The sequence below is a fragment of the Planococcus chinensis genome (assembly GCF_020071995.1).
In the GTDB taxonomy this organism is placed as follows: domain Bacteria; phylum Bacillota; class Bacilli; order Bacillales_A; family Planococcaceae; genus Planococcus; species Planococcus chinensis_A.
In genome coordinates, this window is sequence record NZ_JABWTK010000003.1 from 74,609 (window position 1) to 92,346 (window position 17,738).

Below are 17,738 nucleotides of genomic sequence, written 5' to 3' on the forward strand. Positions count from 1 at the left end.
GTAATGCCTATCTTAACATAAAAAAGAGCGAAAATCTATTCGCTCTTCATGTAAACGGATGGCAAGAAATTATAAATTGTTCAGCTCTTCTTCCAGTGGAGTGTCTCCTTGCAACACTTCAAAAATCTTGTGATGCGTATTTGGCTGATCCAAGGCTTTTACCAGAACCGCCGCCACATCAGCTCTTGGAATCGAACGGCCTTCCATGGAAGTGAAGCCTTCAGAAGAAACTTCGATTTTGCCGGATTTGTCTTCGTTGGATAAAGCACCTGGCCGGATAATCGTGTAATCGAGATTGGTCGCTTGCAAAATATCATCTGCTACTCTTTTAGCGACGAGGTAAGGCTTCATTTTTTCGCCGCCTTCATCAGGGTCCGGCGTACCCATTGAGCTTAACTGAACAAAGCGTTTTACGCCTTTGTCCTCGGCGTATCTCGCCGCTTTTACAGAACCCCACAAATCGATTGTCAAGGTTTTATCCGGGCCTGTTGAACCGCCGGAACCGGCTGCGAAAATCACTGCATCCACATCTTCAAAAGCTTCGCTGAAGTCTTTTTCCAAATCGCCCAGCACTACTTTTGCAGCTCCGAGCTCTTTTAAATGATCAACTTGTTCTTGTTTGCGGACCATCGCAACCGCATCATGCTGTGATGCTGCCAATTCCTGGACAACCCGGCGTCCGACTTGTCCATTTGCTCCGATAACTAATACATTCATGTAAATTCCACTCCTTTAAAGTTTACCATTTAGTTATTATTCCCGATGTTTCCCGTACTAAACGTTCAAGGATTGTAACCCGAAGCTACCAAAAACCTTGTTAACAGGCTAAAATGAAAAGATGGAGGTGTATATATGGAGATTACAAATTTTGGTTTTAACCAGTTAAAAGATCCGACGGGCATCATCGAGGGCGAACGCTATGAATTTCTGCTGGATGTAGAAGTGGAAGAAGACGATGAGCTGTTTACAGAAGGCGGCTTGGAGCTGCGTGTTATTTTGGCAGTAGAGGGAGATGGCGCACGGATTGCCCATTATAATTTTGCTGATAAAATGTCCCGCGAAGTTTTGGAGTTTGGGTTGGAAGAAGACGAAGAAGCGGAAGTATTGGCTTTTTGCAAAGATAAATTATAAGAATGCTAGTAAAAATCCCGGCTCAATTGCATTGAGCCGGGATTTTTTTAGATTTTCACATCAATTTTTGCTGTTTCTTTTAATTCTTCGATGCGATCGTAAACCGCTTGCTGTGTGTTTTGCTGTTCAAGAGACTGGCGAATAGTCGGTTCCATTTCTTCAAAAGCAGGAGCTTCTTCCCCAGCTGTTTCAGCAAAACCGTCATATGCCTCCTGTACTTCTTTATCGGTCACTTCGGCGGGCTTCATTTCCTTAGCGACATAGTTTTCATAAGTGATTTGTTCGCGGAGCTGGCTTTCCATATCGTCCATGGTATAGCCGTTTTCTTTCAAAGCTGCGTTCATCGCTTCTTCATCTTCAAACTGGCCTTTCAGTTCTTCAAGGCGTTCTTCAACCGCGGCATCTTCTGCGTTATACCCTTTTTTGTCTGCATCCTGCAAAATCAGCTTATTGCCGACAATAACAGTAATGGCTTGTTCTTTTATCAAATCGGCGTTCTCAGCTTCAGCCGTATCTTTTCCTTGCGTTGCAAGAGACGATTCCAGCTGGCGAGCCACGCTGTTATAGACATTGCCCAATACTTTTTCATCGTTAACAACGACCACTACATCTTTTTCAGCAGGCAGTTTCAGTTTTGTCTGCTGCTCTGCTGGCTGTTCTGTAGATGCCGAAGTTTCTTCTGTTGTGGTTTCTTCTTTCGGTGCTGCTTCTTCGCTGTCTGAACAAGCACCAAGTGCCAATGCCAATAAAATTGGTGCCGCAGCGTATTTCATTTTTTTAATCATGTGTAAACTCCTCTTTGATTAGTCTCGTTACAGTTAAACATATTTGCAGATGGGATACAAATAGTTGTGGTTCCTCGTTTAAATAATAGCACAATTCTGTATAATGGAACGGTATTCAGAATAAGAGCTGCTGAAGGGGATAGAGAAATGAGCAAGTACTTTACCCGGGCGACTGGGTTATTGGCCCTGTTGGTCATTATATGGGGAGTCAGTTGGTCGATTTACAAGCTGGCACTCGAATACACGCCGCCGATTTTGTTTGCCGGCACCCGCTCTTTTCTTGGCGGCCTGCTGTTGGCGCTTGTGCTTCTGCCTGCATGGCGCAAAATCCGCTGGCGAGAAAATTGGAAAGCTTATATGATTTCCGCTTTGTTGAATGCAGTGTTGTTTTACGGCTTGCAAACGGCCGGGCTTGAATATTTGCCGGGCGGTTTGTTTTCCGTAGTGATTTATTTTCAGCCGGTGCTGATCGGCATCTTTGCCTGGATGTGGCTTGGGGAAAAGATGACGGCTTTTAAAATAGCCGGATTGCTCACAGGGTTTCTTGGGATTTTGGTCATCAGTGCGGACAGCTTAACCGGGGACATTTCGATAACCGGAATCGTCATGGCTCTCCTGGCAGCGCTTAGTTGGGCGCTGGGTGTTGTTTATGTAAAGAAAGTGGGCCAGCAAGTGGATTCCATGTGGATGGTAGCTTTGCAGTTCATCATTGGAGGGGCCGTGCTGTTGGCGGGGGGCAGTGTGGTTGAAAGCTGGTCCGACATCACCTGGAACTTTCCTTACTGGACAGGCCTCTTGTTCGGCGCCACTTTTGGCGTACCAATTGCCTTTGTAATTTATTTTTTTCTGATAAACAAAGGCGAAGCGAGTAAAGTGGCGGCTTTTACCTTTCTTGTGCCGCTGGTCGCAGTATTGACGGGGACCGTACTTCTGGATGAACCGGTCACGGTTACACTAGCAATCGGGCTGGTCTTGATCATTTTAAGCATCTACCTCGTAAACCGGCGGCCGTGACAGGCGGCAAGACTGGCTGCAGAGAAGAAAAGCGGTTGATGCGGCAGAAACGGTATTTTAGGGTGCCGATTTGGAGCAATGACTGGTATAGTTAAAGATGTATTTAAATAAAAATTCAAGCAATTGAAACAAACCTGTTGGAGGGACTACTATGCGAAACAATAAAAACATTCAACCGCGCAAAACTTTGAACTCAATTCAACCGTATTCTCCAGGCAAGCCGATCTGGGAAGTGCAAGAAGAATTGGGTCTGGATCGCGTGATTAAGTTAGCTTCAAACGAAAATCCGCTTGGTCCTTCTCCAAAAGCGGTTGCAGCCATCCAGGCAAGCTTATCTGAATTAAACCGCTACCCGGATGCAGATACTACTTCGATGAAACAATCAATCTCTGCTGCTTACGGGGTAACACCGCAGCAAGTGATTGCGACAAACGGCGCAGACGAACTGATTACGCTGGTATCCGAAGCGTTTTTGGAGCAAGGAGACGAAGTTATCGTTCCTTCTCCTTCTTTCAGCGAATATGATTTTGGCGCCCACATTATGGGAGCTTCTGTCGTACCCGTGCCATTTGCTGAAAACTTCCAGTTTGACGTAGAGGCTATTATTGCAGCGGTTACGGAAAAAACAAAGATCATTTATATTTGCACACCGAACAATCCGACCGGCACCATCATTTCCAAAACGGATATTGAAAAGTTGCTGAATGCGGTATCTGATGTGCTAGTCGTCATTGACGGCGCATACAGCCATTTTGCAGATGCACCAGAATACACGAATGGCATTGAATTTGTGAACGCTGAGTATCCAGTGCTTGTTCTTCAGACCTTCTCAAAAATCTACGGCATCGCCGGCATTCGCGTTGGTTTCGGCATTGCTCCGGAAGCAATCATTCAATCGATTTTAAAAGTGAAAGAGCCGTTTAACGTCAATGCCTTGGCGCAAGCTGCCGCTGTTGCTGCGATTTCAGATGATGAACACGTGCGCGCTTCACAAGAAGCCAACAAAGCAGGGCGTGAACAGCTTTATGCCGCATTCACAGACCTCGGTTTAAACTATATTGAAAGCATGGCGAATTTTGTGCTTGTCCAAATAGGGACGGAAGGCGAAGAAATCTATAAAGCCTTGATGGCGAACGGCGTAATTGTGCGCTACGGAAAAACGTGGGGACTGCCGGATTATATCCGCGTCACCGTCGGAACGCCGGAAGAAAACGAATTCTTCATTAAGGTGTTAACAGGATTATTGGCGAAACAGGTATAAGATGAAGCTGCTTCCTTATGGGGAGCAGTTTTTTTATTATGGGAAATTCCTTGGATGATGCCGTGAAAAGCGTTTATCCTACCTGTGAAGCGGGAAGGTTTAGGGAAAAACCTACTAAACAAAGGATGAAGTTCATATGCGCTACGACTGTGTGATTGTCGGCGGAGGCCCTGCCGGGTTAAATGCTGCTTTAGTACTTGGACGATCGAGAAGAAATGTGATTCTTTTTGATGATGACAGTGGACGCAATCTGGTAACTAGAGAATCTCACGGATTCATTACCCGCGACGGGATCCAACCGGAAGAATTCAAGCGCCTGGCACACAAAGATATTGCAAAATACGATTCTGTTGAAATAAAAGAAGAACGGGTAATGACGATTAACCGCGTTTCAGATACCCATTATGAAATCACGACATCAGAAGGAAAAACCTATCACAGCATCAAAATCATCCTGGCAACAGGATTGCGGGAGCAGCAGCCCAATATTCCGGATATTGAAAAGTATTACGGAACGTCATTGTTCAGCTGCCCGTATTGCGATGGCTGGGAATTGCGCGATCAGCCGCTCGCTGTAATTGCCGACAAAAGTGTCTTTGAATTGGCGAAAAAAGTCTATACATGGAGCAAGGACCTGATTGTCTTTACAAACGGCGAAGGACGGCTTGAGCTGAAAGACCGGGACCGGCTGGTTGCCAAAGGCATACAGGTGCGGGAAGAAGTCATTGATGGACTGGAAGGCGAAAATGGACAATTACGCAGCGTGAGACTTGAAGACGGCACGCTCATTGACCGAGTTGGAGGTTTTGTCACACCTCTATGGAGCCACAACGCACAGTTCGGGAAAGAATTGGGCTGTGAAGAAAATGAATACGGCGGCATTAAAACAGATGAGTATGGACGTACCAATGTATGGAACGTCTATGCTGCTGGAGATGCATCTTTGATTGTGCCGGCTCAAGTAGTCATTGCAGCAGGAGAAGGAAGCGCAGCAGCAATCGGTGTAAACGGCGATTTGACAAACGAATATTTCGATTCTGAGGATTGAAAAAGGAAAGCTGTCTCTATTGGACAGCTTTTTTAGGTGGCCGGATGAAAAATTTTTTCCATAGCCAATATTGGCCCAGAAATAACAGCAGTGCTGCCATGCCAAGATTAAGGTAGTACCAGATTCCATTTCCGAAAAAACTTAAAGGCGTAGTGGCTTGAGGCAATTGAGACAAATATAAATAATTGGAGCCGGTAAGCGGATTGATCATCAATCCAATAAGCAGGGCATACAGAACAAGCAAGCTGTATACCAGGAACACGGAGCGGAACGTGATGGCTGAAGGTTTCCAAAGAGCTAAAAACAAACAAGCCCAGGGGATGGACATGTGATGGATGAAGAATTTCCAAAAACGGAAATGCTGGTAATCATACGGCAATTCAGGAGTAATTAAGGTTAACAAAGCTGGAAAGACGCCGATGAAAAAAGACACTTGAATCCAGAATGGACGCAGAGTCACAAGGCCGATTAGCGCTGTGACAGAAGCGATTCCGCATAAATGGAGAGGGATATGTCCGCTGAAGCGCCAAACACCGCTGGAGATGGCCCAGGTTTGATAAGAGATTTCAGAAACGAAAAGAAGGATAAACAAAGTCCAGCGCAGCTGCAAGAAAAAAGAAGAGGATTCGCGAAGCTGTTTTTTTCTGGCCATTAAAAACACCAATCCGCTTGCTGCAATTGCAAGCATGACCAAGTGGCTAACAGAGAATGGCTGAAAAGCAGAAGTGGACGTCGCCCCAAACCAATTTTCCATGCTGTACCTCCTTTTTCAAGTGGATGATGTATGAAAAGTGTAGCATGTTGTTTATGCTTTCGTGCAGCTCTTTTTTGAGAGGAAATCTTTGCTTATTGGATTGGGCATAAGTTAAACTTGACTCAATCGCAAGTCAGGAGGCGAATGTCCGTGGATCATGCAAACTCGTTGTCTTCCATCGCTTACATCGACACGGAACGTTCAATTGAAGCGGGGGAAATGAAACTGGTGCACTTGGAGTATCACTTGCACTTGTATGAAGATACTTTGGTGGCGCCTACCGCGAAGTATAATTTGGCGAATGTTTGGGATATGTCCTATAAATCATTTTCCGAAGAAGCAAACTTATTGTATCTGCATACGCATCGTGGTGTGATAACTTACAAAGTGTATGAAGACCCCGGCCAATTCGTGACAACTTTTAAAAAATTAAAAAATTCCAACTACTGAAGAAGACAGGCTCATCGCTTGTCTTCTTTTGTGTTAAAATTTAGAAAAAAGGGGGCTGCTTAATGGGGAATGACTACGCAATCGGTTGGGGGACACTGGCATTGATTAACGCAGGCATTGCACAAGGGAAAAATCGAAGCGGGCTCAACTGGTTTTTATTGTCTCTTTTAATGGGCCCTCTTGCTACACTCGCATTGGTCGTTTTTGAAAAATTGCCTTATGAAGGGAGCGAATGAACATGACAGAAACCATTAACGTTGCAGATGAATGGGTGGATAAAGTCAATGCGAAAGATATTGAAGGCATGCTGGAACTGTCAGACCACAACATCGAATTGATGGGCCCCAGAGGTTCGGCCGTCGGGCATGATACATTAAGGCAGTGGGCGGAGGAATCCGGCATTCGTTTAAATACTGTCACTCGCTATGCAAAAGGCAATAAAGTGGTTTTTGAACAAGAAGGCACCTGGGAAGACCAAAACGGCCAAGTGACCGTGTTCACATTTATGGAGATTAAGAACGGCAAAGTGGTACGGATTTCGAGATTTGATACGCTGGATGATGCATTTGGGGACAGTGGCTTAAAAGATGAAGACAAAGTTTAAGTGAAGGAAAGTGATTTCTGTAAATAGGAATCACTTTTTATATTTGTATGAAAAAACCGGCCAATTTGTTGGCCGGGCTGATAAAATTATTTAATTTCTTTCTGAATCAATTCCTGCAAATCCGCCCATTGTTTAATGCGCGGCAATTCCACGTGGCGATTATAGGACTGGTCTTTCACCATTACTTTCAGCGAACCATGGGACAAGGTATCAACCACTGCCGGTTTGTCGTCAAAATAGTAATCGAGCTGCAGCTCCTCGATGATGTGCACTTTTTCTGCATCTTTCATGCCGCAGTAAAATCGGTCATCATGCACCGGAAAGCCTTGTTGTTTCAGCCAAATTTTCGTGTTCTCCCCATGTTTGGCCGGACGGGCCGTTATGTAGAAGATTTCATGGCCTTCCCGGTCCAGCTGCTGAAGCAGTTCAACAGCGCCCGGGTAAGTAGGGCAGTCGGTGTAATACAGTTCATCCAAAACACTGTTCCACATGTCCGACCCTTCTTTGTCGGACATGCCAAAAAGTTCATGGATTTCCACGCGGTCAAGGGCATGGAACAGGTCAATGGCCACTTCACGTCCCAGTTTTTGCTGGTACAACTGAAAAGCGTATTCACGCAAGTTGATCAAGGTATCGTCAATATCAAATCCGAATCTCATCGCTAAACTCCTTTTTCACGGGATACCCAGTAAACCTGAAGTCTTTCCCGATTTTCAAAAACTCCCCGTCTTCCAGTTCCACCGCTTGCTTCATCAGCTCGAACCCGGAACCTTCCAGGAAAGTCGGGGCGTTTTTGCCCCCGATTAATTTCGGTGCAAAATACAACACTACTTTATCGATCAAGCCGTTTTCCAGAAATGCGGCATTGATGGTTCCGCCGCCTTCGATAAACAGGGAAGAGATGGATCTCTCTCCAAGGATGCGGACGACATCCGGGATATCGGTGCGCTGTTCTCCGCTGGTCTCAATAATAGTAATGCCTAATGCTTCGAGGCGGGCGCGTTTTTCAGCATCGTGCTGCTTGCTGGTGAAAATCCACGTATCTGCCAAATTATCTGTTACGACTTTGGCATCCAAAGGAATCCGCAGCTTGGAATCCAGGACAATGCGGAGCGGATGGCGTCCGTTTGGAATCCGAGAAGTCAATTCCGGATCGTCCGCAATCACGGTACCGACACCTACTAAAATGGCCCGGTTTTCACTGCGCAGCATGTGGACATCCCGGCGTGCATCTTCCGAAGTGATCCATTTGCTGTCCAGCGTATGCGAAGCGATTTTGCCGTCTAAAGTAGAAGCTGCTTTCAAAGTCACAAACGGCTGTTGAGTCACAATGAATTTATTAAAGACTTCGTTCATTTTCCGAGATTCTTCTTGCCGGATGCCAACGATGACTTCAATGCCGGCTTCCTCAAGCATCTTGACACCGTTCCCGGCAACAATCGGATTAGGGTCCAGTGTGGCAACCACAACTTTTTTCAGACCGGCTTCAATGATAGCGAGTGCACAAGGGCCGGTGCGCCCATGGTGAGAGCAAGGCTCCAATGTGACATAAATCGTTCCGCCGCGTGCAGCTTCGCCGGCCATCCGGAGCGCGTGAATCTCAGCATGGGGCTCGCCGGCTTTCAAGTGGGCGCCGATGCCGACAATGCGATTGTCATTGACGATGACCGAACCGACAAGCGGGTTTGGGTCTGTCTGGCCTTTCATGGTTTTTGCATTATTCAAGGCCAAGTCCATATAAAATTCATGGTTTGGCATGAACAGCGTCCTCCTTATCTCCCAAATGGCCCGAACGATTGATCTTGGTTTGCAGGTACTTGGCGTTGTACTCCGATTCGTCTCCCCACAACGAAATGCGGCCAGCAATTTCAAGGTCTGAATTTTCTAAAGCCGAAATCTTTTTTGGATTGTTTGTCATTAACGTTACCGGTTTAGTGCGCAGCGATTTCAATACGGCAATTGCATCGTCGTAATTGCGGGAATCGTCGACAAAGCCGAGGCTTTCATTGGCTTCGACGGTATCATAACCATTTTCCTGAAGCACATATGCCATGGCTTTGCTGAACAATCCGATTCCACGGCCTTCGTGGTTCGCCAAGTAGAATAAGGCGCCTGATCCGTGGTCAGCAATCTGCTGCATCGACTGCTTTAATTGGAATCCACAGTCACAGCGTTTACTGCCGAAAATATCGCCTGTATGGCAAATAGAGTGCATGCGGATCAACGCGTCTTCGCTGTTTTCAAAATCACCATATACCAATACGCTTGATTGCTGATATTCGGCCAGATTGGCAGAAGACAGCTTTTCAATGATGGTTTCATAATCGCTCGTCACTTCGTCTTGTTTCAACCAGCAATACCACTGGAACACAACGGTTTCTCCGTGTAAATTCACTGGCAGCCGGATGGGGCCGACAACATAAATTGCTTCATTGCCCATTTGAATCAAGTCAATTTTATCTTTTAGCACATCGAACACTTTTGGTTCAAGTTTGATTGGTGTCATTGTAATTCCCCCTGTTTGAAGAGTCTATTTAAATCATGAAGTTATTATACTACAATTGGTTACTAATAGTAAGTAATTGATTCGAAAGTTCAGCATTCTCTTACTAATTATCCTCTAGATAATAATTATTATCAATTGCAAGTTTGAGGACGGGAATTTATTTGATTTTAATTCTCAATTAAAAATTATTTTCTCATGTGTTTTGCAATGGATTATGGGGTATGGTATAGTGTCTACATTAGAATGATTATAAATAAGAAAACGGAGGGATTTCTCATGTTACCACAAAAATTAACGATGGCATTAAATGACCAATTCAATAATGAATTACAAGCTTCTCATGCCTATACCGCAATGGCGGCGTACTTTTCGAAAAAAGGGTATCATGGATTCGCCAATTTCTATTTGATTCAATCCCGTGAAGAACACCAACATGCGATGAAATTTTACGATTACCTTGTGACGATGGACGAAAAACCGGTGCTTCAAGCATTGGCGGAACCTAAAAATGATTATGTAAATGCCATGGACGTTCTTCAAAGTTCATTGGCGCAGGAGAAAGATGTAACAAGCAATATCTATGCACTGGTTACACTTGCAGACGAGCTGCAGGAACATTCCACTTTATCGTTCCTGGATTGGTTTATCGAAGAACAAATGGAAGAAGAAAAAATGTTCCGCGATATTATTGCACGAATGGCCCATATTGAAGAAGGCGGAGAATATTTCTTGAAAATGAACGACGACTTCGCAGAACGCAGATTGGAAAATTAATTAGCTTAAAGCAGCACACGGCTGACTGTGTGCTGTTTTGTTTTTAAAAGGAAGTGAAAAGAGTGCCAATTCAATATAAACCTGCTGTCCATTTCAATCATGTGAGTTATTCTGCAGGCGATACCCATATATTAAAGGAAATTACAGGATCCTTTCCGGCAGGCAAAATCACCACGTTGGTGGGTCCATCTGGAGCAGGGAAAACGACGCTATTAAAATTATGCAACGGTTTGCTGTCGCCGGATACGGGAGAAATTTATGTGAAAGATCAGCCGATTGACAATATTGAACCGGTCGAGCTTCGCCGCCTTATCGGAATGGCTTTGCAAAGTGCCCCAATGATCAGCGGCACGGTTTATGACAATTTGGATTTGCCGCTGGAGCTGCAAGGGAAGAAACTGCCGGAACAAGAGGCATTGGCGTTGCTGCATGATGTCGGGCTTGAGGCAGACCTTATCCGCCGCAATGTAAAAGATTTATCGGGCGGGCAGCGCCAGAAAGTTTCCATCGCCCGTACCCTGGTCAACAAACCGGAAGTGCTGCTGCTGGATGAAATCACTTCTTCATTGGACCGGACTTCTTTAAAGGAAATAGAAGAGCTGATTGTGAAAATCAACCAAAAATACGGCACCACGATTATTTGGATCACCCACAACCTGCAGCAAGCCATGGAGATCGGCGACTACACGTGGGTTATGATGGCCGGTGAAGTGATTGAAACCGGTGAAAGCGAATTGCTGGTCAATCCGGCGAATGACAAAGTTAAACGGTTTGTAAGGGGGGAAGCCGGATGAGTTATTTTGCTTTGTCCTTAACTTTGATTTTTGTATTGATTCCGCTGGTTTTATCAAAAACGTTCAACCTGGGCCTTGAAAAAGACACGCTCGTCGCAACGGTCCGGTCCATTATCCAATTGCTTGCAGTCGGCTATGTACTGAAATTCGTCTTTGAGTCAGATAGCCTGATCTACATCTTCTTGATGGTCACGCTGATGATTGTCGCAGCGACGCATAATGCGCAGAAAAAGGGAGCCGCTATTCAAGGCATTGTCGTCAAGGTTGCTGCAACCTTAGTGTTTGTGGAAGTGTTGACGCAAGGCATTTTGATCGGCTTCAATATCACACCGGCGACTGCACAGTACATCATCCCGATCAGCGGGATGGTCATCGGCAATTCGATGGTGCTGTCCATTTTGTTCCTGAACCGGTTCACTGCGGAAGTGGAAGCGCATCAGGATCAGACCGAGTTGATCCTGTCGCTTGGCGGAACGCCGAAACAGGCCATCCACCGGCAATTAATCCAGTCGATCAAAGCCAGTATGATTCCGACGATCGAAAGCCAGAAAACGGTGGGACTTGTTCAATTGCCCGGTATGATGAGCGGGCAGATCATTGCGGGAGCAGACCCGATTCAGGCAGTTCAATTCCAATTGCTGATTATGTTCCTGTTATTGACAACCGCTGCAGTCACTAGCATTCTGCTCGGATTTTTATCGTATCCAACCTTATTCAACAAACGCATGCAATTGATGAAGAGCTGAGCTGTCCACAGAGGGCAGCTTTTTTGTTTTAAAGAGCGGGATAAAAAGTATCGACTTCGAATTTTCCAGATCCCGGCAATGTTTCAAGGAATCCAGAACCGAATAATTGGGAAGGCGTGTAGCTGCCTCCTGAAAAATTTCCAGCCAGCACCCCGTTTACAGAAGCAAGAGCACCGTAAACTGTGAGATCGTATACATTGGCTGTTTGAATACGTACGACCTTGACGATTCCAGCATCATTCTTGGCTTCTCCCCAAATATAAGCGGGTGAGTTGGAACGGAGAGCTTCGTCGGGTCCGCTAACGCGCTTTTCCACCCAATTTGACAGCGTATCTTGCACGCGGGAAGAAGCGAGCAGCGGCTGCAAGGCCTTCATTAATCCGGTACCAGCAGCAAGCGGTTTTGGAAACGGGATCCAAGTAGTGATGTTCGGAATTTCCGTGGTGTAGTACGCAGTTGCCACATCCCCCCAAGGAATTCCCATAGCCGTCCGCTTGCCGCGCCCAAAATCGATTGTTCGGCGCTGGCTGCCGATGGGCACTGCAGTCAGTTTTCCGTTCCGGCGTTCCGCACTGCCGGTGCCCAGCCCTTGGATCATGGTTTTATAAGTCCCTCTGGAAATGCCAGAATCCGAATCAAATCCGAGTGCCAGATAAGTGGCGTCAGGCATCAGTTCTTTAAGTTTCAAGGCCGTGCAATCCGTTGGAATGACATCGAAACCGACACCTGAGCAAAGAACCACGCCCGCCTCTTTTGCCCGTTCATGCCGGGAATGGGTCCGTTCGAAGACAGGGATTTCTCCGGTGATGTCCATGTAATGGGCTTTGGCAGAAAGGCAGGCTTCAATCATCAAGGCGCTCGTTTTGCTGAAGGGACCGGCGCAGTGCAGCACAGCATCGATGTCCGAAAGATGGTTTGCTGTATGATCGTCTATTGGAAAGCTGCGCATCTCAAGGTTCAGTTCAGTTGCCAAGGGTTCAAGCTTCTGCAAATTCCGTCCGGCAAGAACCGGCTTCAATCCGCGCTTTGCTGCTTCGCGTGCAATCAATTCTCCTGTATAGCCATAGGCTCCATAAATCATCCACTTTTTCTCCATCTGATTTCCTCCTTGTAATGAGTGTTGGTTTTCCAGTCGTGTTTAACGTCGCTGCCGTCTAAATAGGATTAGACAATATCGTGCCACTTCTTCAGCAAAATTGCGAGCTTTTCGATTAATGTTTCTGAACAATCGAAAAGGGGCAATCTAATCACAAAAGCGTCTTTTAAAAAGGGGGACTAATGATGAATAATGTCCATTTAATTCCTTATTGGGTTGAAGAAATTACTGCCGCAGCAGTACAGATTCCACCGGGTATAGAAATGATCCAGGCGCCGGCTGTGTGGGAAGAAGCAGAGCATGGCAGTGGCAATGTCCTGGCTATTTTGGATACGGGTTGCCAAAGCGACCATCCGGATTTGAAAGACCGGATTATTGACGGCAAAAATTTCACGCCGGATTATGGCAGCGATCCAAAGAATTTTGACGACAACAATGGCCATGGCACCCACGTAGCAGGAACGGCTGCCGCATCTTTACGGCCGGAAGGCGGTATTGCCGGAGTAGCGCCGTCTGCGAAATTGCTGATTCTGAAAGTATTGAACGGCGAAGGCAGCGGAGATTACGCCGGCATCATCGATGGCATCCATTACGCAATTGACTGGCAAGGTCCAAACGGGGAAAAGACCAGTGTAATTTCGATGTCGCTTGGTGGTCCGGATGATGTGCCTGAACTGCAGGCTGCGGTGAAACGTGCCGTGGATGCCGGCATACCTGTCGTTTGTGCAGCAGGCAATGAGGGCGACGACAGCCCGTCCACTGACGAAACGGCTTATCCCGGAGCCTATGCAGAAGTGATTCAAGTAGGGGCGGTCGATTTTAACCGAAAGATGGCGCCGTTTAGCAATACCAATGACGAAATTGACCTGGTTGCTCCAGGAGTCCGCATTTACTCGACGTACCTTGACGGCAAATATGCCACATTATCCGGTACTTCGATGGCAACGCCTCACGTAACGGGAGCGTTAGCGTTGGTGAAAAATATAGCGGAAAAAGAGTTTGCAAGAAAGTTGACCGAAGCGGAACTGTACGCTCAATTGGTGCGACGTACCGTACCGCTTGGCTATCCGAAATCAGCGGAAGGAAACGGGCTGCTTGCCTTGGATGCATTAAATAATTTCGAGCGTATGATTGAGTTGATGAATTCGTTTAACCGTTCGGGAAAATGGGAAAACGAATGAAGTTCTGCTAAAGGCAGGTGATGTTTCCGGAAAGGAGGAGAAGAATGGCTGCTGAAAAAAAAGGAGAAGTGAATTGGAAATCGCTTTTGCTTTGTATAGTCTTGGGTTTGGTTTTATGGTTCATTCCTGCACCTTCCGGACTGGAGACGGATGCGTGGCATTTGTTCAGTATTTTTGTAGCGACGATTGTGGCATTGGTGATTAAACCGGTGCCTATGGGAAGTACCGCCATCATTGCGCTGACCCTTATTGTCTTAACGAACATCCTGACCTTGGAACAGGCGTTGAGCGGATTCCAAAACACGACAATTTGGCTGATTGTCATTGCTTTTTTCATTTCCCGGGGATTTATCAAGACCGGTTTGGGAACACGGATTTCCTATATTTTTGTCCGTTTGTTCGGCAAGAAAACGCTGGGGCTGTCTTATTCGATGTTGCTTAGTGACTTGATACTGGCCCCGGCAATGCCTTCCAATACAGCCCGGGCTGGCGGAATCATTTTTCCGATTATCCGTTCGCTTTCAGAAACATACGGATCGAGAGTGGGAGATGGGACAGAACGGCGCGTCGGAGCTTTTTTGGTCAAAGTCTCTTTTCAAGGAGATATGATCACCTCGGCCATGTTTGTAACGGCAATGGCAGCGAACCCGCTGGCTGTCCAGATTACCCAGGAAATCACCGGTGAGACCATTACCTGGGGCGGCTGGGCGCTTGCGGCACTGGTGCCGGGACTTATCAGCCTGGCACTGATACCTTTTGTAATCTATAAACTGTACCCACCCGAATTAAAGGAAACACCGGAAGCTTCTTCGATTGCCACAGAGAAGTTGAAGGAAATGGGTCCGCTGAAAAAAGAAGAGCGCTATATGATCGGGGTATTCGTGCTTCTTTTGGCTCTTTGGATTTTTGGTGGAAACTTTGGCATCGATGCGACGACCAGTGCTTTTATCGGTCTTTGCGTGTTGCTGCTCAGCGGAGTGCTGACCTGGTCGGATATTAAAAAAGAGCAAGGTGCCTGGGATACGCTCGTATGGTTTGCGGTTCTCGTCATGATGGCCACCTATTTGAATGAATTAGGCATGATTCCATGGTTCAGCGAGCTGATGGGGAATGCCGTCGGCCAACTGCCATGGATATTAACCTTGGTGATCCTTGCAATTGTTTATTTTTATTCGCATTACTTTTTTGCCAGCAATACCGCACATGTCAGCGCGATGTATGCGGCTTTCCTATCTGTTATTGTGGCTTCAGGCGCGCCGCCGCTACTGTCGGCCCTGATTCTTGCATTTTTCTCAAACTTGTTCAGCTGTTTGACGCATTATGGAGCCGGTCCGGCACCAGTCTTTTTCGGAAGCGGCTATGTCAGCCAGCAAAAATGGTGGATGCTCGGGTTTATCATTTCCATCATTCACATTATCGTATGGTTCGGTGCCGGCGGACTCTGGTGGAAAGTGCTTGGACTCTGGTAAATGGACAAAATTCCAATTGAATAAAAATCAAGAACCTTTGTCTCTGGTGAAAAGAGATAAAGGTTCTTTTTGTAAAAAAGAGTGTCCAAAAAACAGGACTTTATACCACTTTATGGATATCTTTTATTGACGCACCTCCACTTAAATGTTTTAATTATTTTTAGATTCAGAAAAATGTAAATTCAAAGGGGTGTTGAATTTGGCGAAGACGATAGCTGGCAGTGAGAAAAATGTTGCACATCGGCAAAATGCTGTTAGGGAGGAAAGGCCGGAAGGGCATATTCCAGATTTTCAGGCAATTGAAGAATCAGCAGGATTCAGAGAATTAATGCGCAAGAAAAAAGCTTTTTTGATTCCGACGACGGTCTTATTTTTAGGATTGTATCTTCTGTTTAATGTCATTATTTCATATACGAATCTATTAGACGCGACATTCATCGGAGACATCTCTTGGGTTTGGGTATTCGCTTTCGGATTGTTTGCGATGACCTGGATTCTTGTAACCGTTTACATGAAGCGGGCGGCGAAATTTGATGAAATGGCTCGGGATACATTAGTTGAATTCAATTATGACAAGGAGGAAAATCGATGAATGCTACAGTAATTATTATCTTTTTAGTCATCGTGGCCATGACCCTTGTCATTACTTATTTTGCGGCAAAACGGACGAATACGACGAGTGATTTTTACACGGCGGGCGGCGGCTTGACAGGCTGGCAAAACGGAATGGCCATTGCCGGGGATTACCTTTCTGCGGCTTCGTTTTTAGGAATTGCAGGTTCAATAGCGTTATTCGGATTTGACGGCTTCCTATTCTCTATCGGGTATTTAGTCGCGTATCTAGTAGTTCTGTTTGTTGTCGCAGAACCTCTCCGAAACCTTGGGAAATTTACATTGGCGGATATGATCAATGCCCGCTTTAATGCGAAAAAAGTCCGCGGTGCGGCAGCGTTAAGTTCCATCACAATCGTTATCTTCTATATGATCGCCCAACTTGTAGGAGCAGGTGCACTTATTCAATTGCTGTTTGGGATCGATTATTTATGGGCGGTCCTGCTTGTTGGAATTATGATGACCATCTATGTCTTGTTCGGCGGTATGACAGCAACCAGCTGGGTTCAAATTATCAAAGCTGTCCTATTGATGGTCGGTACAGTCATCTTATCTTTCCTGGTGCTGCAGCGTTTTGACTTCAGCATCCTGGAGATGTTCGCCCAAGTAAAAACGGCGACGCCTCACGGAGAAGCTTTCTTAAATCCAGGCGTAAGATACAAAATCCCACTGGATACGATTTCCTTGATGCTTGCGTTAGTGCTGGGTACAGCAGGGCTTCCGCACATCTTGATGCGTTTCTTCACGGTTAGAGATGCTAAAACCGCGAGAAGTTCTGTGATGTGGGCCACTTGGATTGTCGGGATTTTCTACGTCATGACTATTTTCCTTGGATTTGGCGCTGCAGCGTTTGTTGGATCTGAAACCATCATCAGCACAAATGCTGCCGGCAATATGGCTGCACCGTTGCTTGCCCAGGCGTTAGGCGGCGACATTTTGATGTCGTTCATTTCCGCGGTGGCTTTTGCAACCATCCTGGCGGTTGTAGCCGGCTTGGTATTATCGGGGGCGTCTGCTTTTGCCCATGATATTTACGGCCAAATCATCAAAAAAGGAAAAGCGACAGAGCGCCAGCAAATGCTGGCTGCCCGCTATGCATCCGTTGGAGTAGCAGTTCTGTCGATCACATTGGCGATTTTTGCCCAAAGTTTAAACGTTGCCTTCTTGGTATCTCTGGCGTTCTGTATTGCCGCAAGTGCCAATTTGCCGGTAATCGTCTACACGATTTTCTGGAAAAAGTTCAATACAACCGGAGCAGTTTCCGCCATCTTTACAGGTCTGATTTCTGCTTTGATTCTGGTGTCAATCAGCCCGAGTGTAATGAATCCGGAAGCTGGCGCAGCCATTATAACCGGAAATCCGATTTTCCCATTGACCAATCCGGCGATTGTTTCTATCCCGCTTGGGTTTATCGGCGGAGTCATCGGAACGCTTTTATCTAAAGAAAGCGATGTTAAAAAATATGCTGAAGTCAAAGTCCGTGCCAACACAGGCGGATTCAGACAGTTGTGAT

The 17,738-nt window shown here is 46.2% G+C and carries 21 protein-coding genes; 14 read left to right on the forward strand and 7 right to left on the reverse strand.

Annotated elements, in window-relative coordinates:
* Positions 1–69 precede the first annotated feature (69 nt).
* Positions 70–717 carry an SDR family oxidoreductase gene (locus HU147_RS05905; RefSeq protein ID WP_224075375.1) on the reverse strand — a complete coding sequence of 216 codons (648 nt, stop codon included), beginning with the start codon at positions 715–717 and terminating at the stop codon, positions 70–72.
* A gap of 135 nt (positions 718–852) precedes the next feature.
* Between HU147_RS05905 and HU147_RS05910 the strand changes: the two genes are divergently transcribed.
* Positions 853–1,131, forward strand: coding sequence for a DUF6509 family protein (locus HU147_RS05910; RefSeq protein ID WP_036802785.1), 279 nt, complete (start codon positions 853–855; stop codon positions 1,129–1,131).
* Between the two features lie 47 nt (positions 1,132–1,178).
* Here HU147_RS05910 and HU147_RS05915 read toward each other — a convergent pair whose 3' ends face one another.
* Positions 1,179–1,916 (reverse strand): SurA N-terminal domain-containing protein, encoded by a 738-nt coding sequence (locus HU147_RS05915; protein ID WP_224075376.1) that lies wholly within the window; start codon positions 1,914–1,916, stop codon positions 1,179–1,181.
* Positions 1,917–2,063: 147 nt separating this feature from the next.
* On the opposite strand from HU147_RS05915, the gene HU147_RS05920 reads away from it, so the two are divergent.
* The 3 genes from HU147_RS05920 (at position 2,064) to HU147_RS05930 (ending at position 5,239) form a co-directional block, all read left to right on the forward strand.
* Entirely contained in the window at positions 2,064–2,930 is an 867-nt protein-coding gene (locus tag HU147_RS05920; protein WP_224075377.1) for a DMT family transporter, read from the forward strand.
* Positions 2,931–3,081: 151 nt separating this feature from the next.
* Complete coding sequence (gene hisC / locus HU147_RS05925) at positions 3,082–4,191, forward strand: histidinol-phosphate transaminase (protein ID WP_224075378.1); 1,110 nt, start codon at positions 3,082–3,084, stop codon at positions 4,189–4,191.
* A 136-nt stretch (positions 4,192–4,327) separates the two neighbouring features.
* Positions 4,328–5,239, forward strand: a complete 912-nt coding sequence (locus tag HU147_RS05930) for an NAD(P)/FAD-dependent oxidoreductase (protein WP_224075379.1) — start codon at positions 4,328–4,330, stop codon at positions 5,237–5,239.
* Between the two features lie 16 nt (positions 5,240–5,255).
* Here the strand turns inward: HU147_RS05930 and HU147_RS05935 are convergent, their stop codons facing one another.
* Positions 5,256–5,993 (reverse strand): YwaF family protein, encoded by a 738-nt coding sequence (locus HU147_RS05935; RefSeq protein WP_224075380.1) that lies wholly within the window; start codon positions 5,991–5,993, stop codon positions 5,256–5,258.
* Positions 5,994–6,137: 144 nt separating this feature from the next.
* Between HU147_RS05935 and HU147_RS05940 the strand changes: the two genes are divergently transcribed.
* The 3 genes from HU147_RS05940 (at position 6,138) to HU147_RS05950 (ending at position 7,047) form a co-directional block, all read left to right on the forward strand.
* Positions 6,138–6,443 carry a hypothetical protein gene (locus HU147_RS05940; protein WP_224075381.1) on the forward strand — a complete coding sequence of 102 codons (306 nt, stop codon included), beginning with the start codon at positions 6,138–6,140 and terminating at the stop codon, positions 6,441–6,443.
* A 62-nt stretch (positions 6,444–6,505) separates the two neighbouring features.
* Positions 6,506–6,679: a hypothetical protein gene (locus HU147_RS05945; protein WP_224075382.1), complete on the forward strand. Its 174-nt coding sequence runs from the start codon at positions 6,506–6,508 to the stop codon at positions 6,677–6,679.
* A 2-nt stretch (positions 6,680–6,681) separates the two neighbouring features.
* Positions 6,682–7,047, forward strand: coding sequence for a nuclear transport factor 2 family protein (locus tag HU147_RS05950; protein ID WP_224075383.1), 366 nt, complete (start codon positions 6,682–6,684; stop codon positions 7,045–7,047).
* 86 nt (positions 7,048–7,133) lie between these two features.
* On the opposite strand, the gene HU147_RS05955 is transcribed toward HU147_RS05950, so the two are convergent.
* The 3 genes from HU147_RS05955 to HU147_RS05965 are packed head-to-tail and all read right to left on the reverse strand — an operon-like array spanning position 7,134 to position 9,553.
* Positions 7,134–7,706: a 5' nucleotidase, NT5C type gene (locus HU147_RS05955; RefSeq protein ID WP_224075384.1), complete on the reverse strand. Its 573-nt coding sequence runs from the start codon at positions 7,704–7,706 to the stop codon at positions 7,134–7,136.
* Positions 7,690–8,805 carry a bifunctional diaminohydroxyphosphoribosylaminopyrimidine deaminase/5-amino-6-(5-phosphoribosylamino)uracil reductase RibD gene (ribD, locus tag HU147_RS05960; protein WP_224075385.1) on the reverse strand — a complete coding sequence of 372 codons (1,116 nt, stop codon included), beginning with the start codon at positions 8,803–8,805 and terminating at the stop codon, positions 7,690–7,692. Before ribD ends, HU147_RS05955 begins: the two co-directional genes overlap by 17 nt.
* Positions 8,792–9,553, reverse strand: coding sequence for a GTP cyclohydrolase II (locus HU147_RS05965; RefSeq protein ID WP_224075386.1), 762 nt, complete (start codon positions 9,551–9,553; stop codon positions 8,792–8,794). The genes ribD and HU147_RS05965 overlap by 14 nt, the downstream gene beginning before the upstream one ends.
* A 276-nt stretch (positions 9,554–9,829) precedes the next feature.
* Here HU147_RS05965 and HU147_RS05970 point away from each other — a divergent pair, with 276 nt between their 5' ends.
* The 3 genes from HU147_RS05970 to HU147_RS05980 all read left to right on the forward strand — a co-directional run bounded on the left by HU147_RS05970 (position 9,830) and on the right by HU147_RS05980 (position 11,867).
* Positions 9,830–10,327: a ferritin gene (locus tag HU147_RS05970; RefSeq protein ID WP_224075387.1), complete on the forward strand. Its 498-nt coding sequence runs from the start codon at positions 9,830–9,832 to the stop codon at positions 10,325–10,327.
* 62 nt (positions 10,328–10,389) lie between these two features.
* Positions 10,390–11,121, forward strand: a complete 732-nt coding sequence (locus HU147_RS05975; protein WP_224075388.1) for an ABC transporter ATP-binding protein — start codon at positions 10,390–10,392, stop codon at positions 11,119–11,121.
* A complete protein-coding gene (locus HU147_RS05980; protein ID WP_224075389.1) occupies positions 11,118–11,867 on the forward strand; it encodes an ABC transporter permease in 750 nt (249 codons plus the stop codon). Before HU147_RS05975 ends, HU147_RS05980 begins: the two co-directional genes overlap by 4 nt.
* 28 nt (positions 11,868–11,895) lie before the next feature.
* On the opposite strand, the gene HU147_RS05985 is transcribed toward HU147_RS05980, so the two are convergent.
* Positions 11,896–12,963: a saccharopine dehydrogenase family protein gene (locus HU147_RS05985; protein WP_224075390.1), complete on the reverse strand. Its 1,068-nt coding sequence runs from the start codon at positions 12,961–12,963 to the stop codon at positions 11,896–11,898.
* 185 nt (positions 12,964–13,148) lie between these two features.
* Here HU147_RS05985 and HU147_RS05990 point away from each other — a divergent pair, with 185 nt between their 5' ends.
* The 4 genes from HU147_RS05990 (at position 13,149) to HU147_RS06005 (ending at position 17,737) form a co-directional block, all read left to right on the forward strand.
* On the forward strand, positions 13,149–14,144 hold the full coding sequence (locus HU147_RS05990) for a S8 family peptidase (RefSeq protein ID WP_224075391.1): 996 nt from the start codon (positions 13,149–13,151) through the stop codon (positions 14,142–14,144).
* Between the two features lie 44 nt (positions 14,145–14,188).
* Positions 14,189–15,613, forward strand: a complete 1,425-nt coding sequence (locus HU147_RS05995) for an anion permease (protein ID WP_224075392.1) — start codon at positions 14,189–14,191, stop codon at positions 15,611–15,613.
* A gap of 199 nt (positions 15,614–15,812) precedes the next feature.
* Positions 15,813–16,205 (forward strand): DUF485 domain-containing protein, encoded by a 393-nt coding sequence (locus HU147_RS06000; RefSeq protein WP_224075393.1) that lies wholly within the window; start codon positions 15,813–15,815, stop codon positions 16,203–16,205.
* Positions 16,202–17,737 (forward strand): solute symporter family protein, encoded by a 1,536-nt coding sequence (locus tag HU147_RS06005; RefSeq protein ID WP_224075394.1) that lies wholly within the window; start codon positions 16,202–16,204, stop codon positions 17,735–17,737. The genes HU147_RS06000 and HU147_RS06005 overlap by 4 nt, the downstream gene beginning before the upstream one ends.
* The last annotated feature ends 1 nt before the right edge of the window (position 17,738 follow it).

What these genes read in the sequence shown, in the direction of transcription:
- HU147_RS05905 (WP_224075375.1), bottom strand. Translation starts at nt 717, where the DNA reads ATGAATGTATTAGTTATCGGAGCAAATGGACAAGTCGGACGCCGGGTT.
- HU147_RS05910 (WP_036802785.1), top strand. Translation starts at nt 853, where the DNA reads ATGGAGATTACAAATTTTGGTTTTAACCAGTTAAAAGATCCGACGGGC.
- HU147_RS05915 (WP_224075376.1), bottom strand. Translation starts at nt 1,916, where the DNA reads ATGATTAAAAAAATGAAATACGCTGCGGCACCAATTTTATTGGCATTG.
- HU147_RS05920 (WP_224075377.1), top strand. Translation starts at nt 2,064, where the DNA reads ATGAGCAAGTACTTTACCCGGGCGACTGGGTTATTGGCCCTGTTGGTC.
- hisC (WP_224075378.1), top strand. Translation starts at nt 3,082, where the DNA reads ATGCGAAACAATAAAAACATTCAACCGCGCAAAACTTTGAACTCAATT.
- HU147_RS05930 (WP_224075379.1), top strand. Translation starts at nt 4,328, where the DNA reads ATGCGCTACGACTGTGTGATTGTCGGCGGAGGCCCTGCCGGGTTAAAT.
- HU147_RS05935 (WP_224075380.1), bottom strand. Translation starts at nt 5,993, where the DNA reads ATGGAAAATTGGTTTGGGGCGACGTCCACTTCTGCTTTTCAGCCATTC.
- HU147_RS05940 (WP_224075381.1), top strand. Translation starts at nt 6,138, where the DNA reads ATGTCCGTGGATCATGCAAACTCGTTGTCTTCCATCGCTTACATCGAC.
- HU147_RS05945 (WP_224075382.1), top strand. Translation starts at nt 6,506, where the DNA reads ATGGGGAATGACTACGCAATCGGTTGGGGGACACTGGCATTGATTAAC.
- HU147_RS05950 (WP_224075383.1), top strand. Translation starts at nt 6,682, where the DNA reads ATGACAGAAACCATTAACGTTGCAGATGAATGGGTGGATAAAGTCAAT.
- HU147_RS05955 (WP_224075384.1), bottom strand. Translation starts at nt 7,706, where the DNA reads ATGAGATTCGGATTTGATATTGACGATACCTTGATCAACTTGCGTGAA.
- ribD (WP_224075385.1), bottom strand. Translation starts at nt 8,805, where the DNA reads ATGCCAAACCATGAATTTTATATGGACTTGGCCTTGAATAATGCAAAA.
- HU147_RS05965 (WP_224075386.1), bottom strand. Translation starts at nt 9,553, where the DNA reads ATGACACCAATCAAACTTGAACCAAAAGTGTTCGATGTGCTAAAAGAT.
- HU147_RS05970 (WP_224075387.1), top strand. Translation starts at nt 9,830, where the DNA reads ATGTTACCACAAAAATTAACGATGGCATTAAATGACCAATTCAATAAT.
- HU147_RS05980 (WP_224075389.1), top strand. Translation starts at nt 11,118, where the DNA reads ATGAGTTATTTTGCTTTGTCCTTAACTTTGATTTTTGTATTGATTCCG.
- HU147_RS05985 (WP_224075390.1), bottom strand. Translation starts at nt 12,963, where the DNA reads ATGGAGAAAAAGTGGATGATTTATGGAGCCTATGGCTATACAGGAGAA.
- HU147_RS05990 (WP_224075391.1), top strand. Translation starts at nt 13,149, where the DNA reads ATGAATAATGTCCATTTAATTCCTTATTGGGTTGAAGAAATTACTGCC.
- HU147_RS05995 (WP_224075392.1), top strand. Translation starts at nt 14,189, where the DNA reads ATGGCTGCTGAAAAAAAAGGAGAAGTGAATTGGAAATCGCTTTTGCTT.
- HU147_RS06005 (WP_224075394.1), top strand. Translation starts at nt 16,202, where the DNA reads ATGAATGCTACAGTAATTATTATCTTTTTAGTCATCGTGGCCATGACC.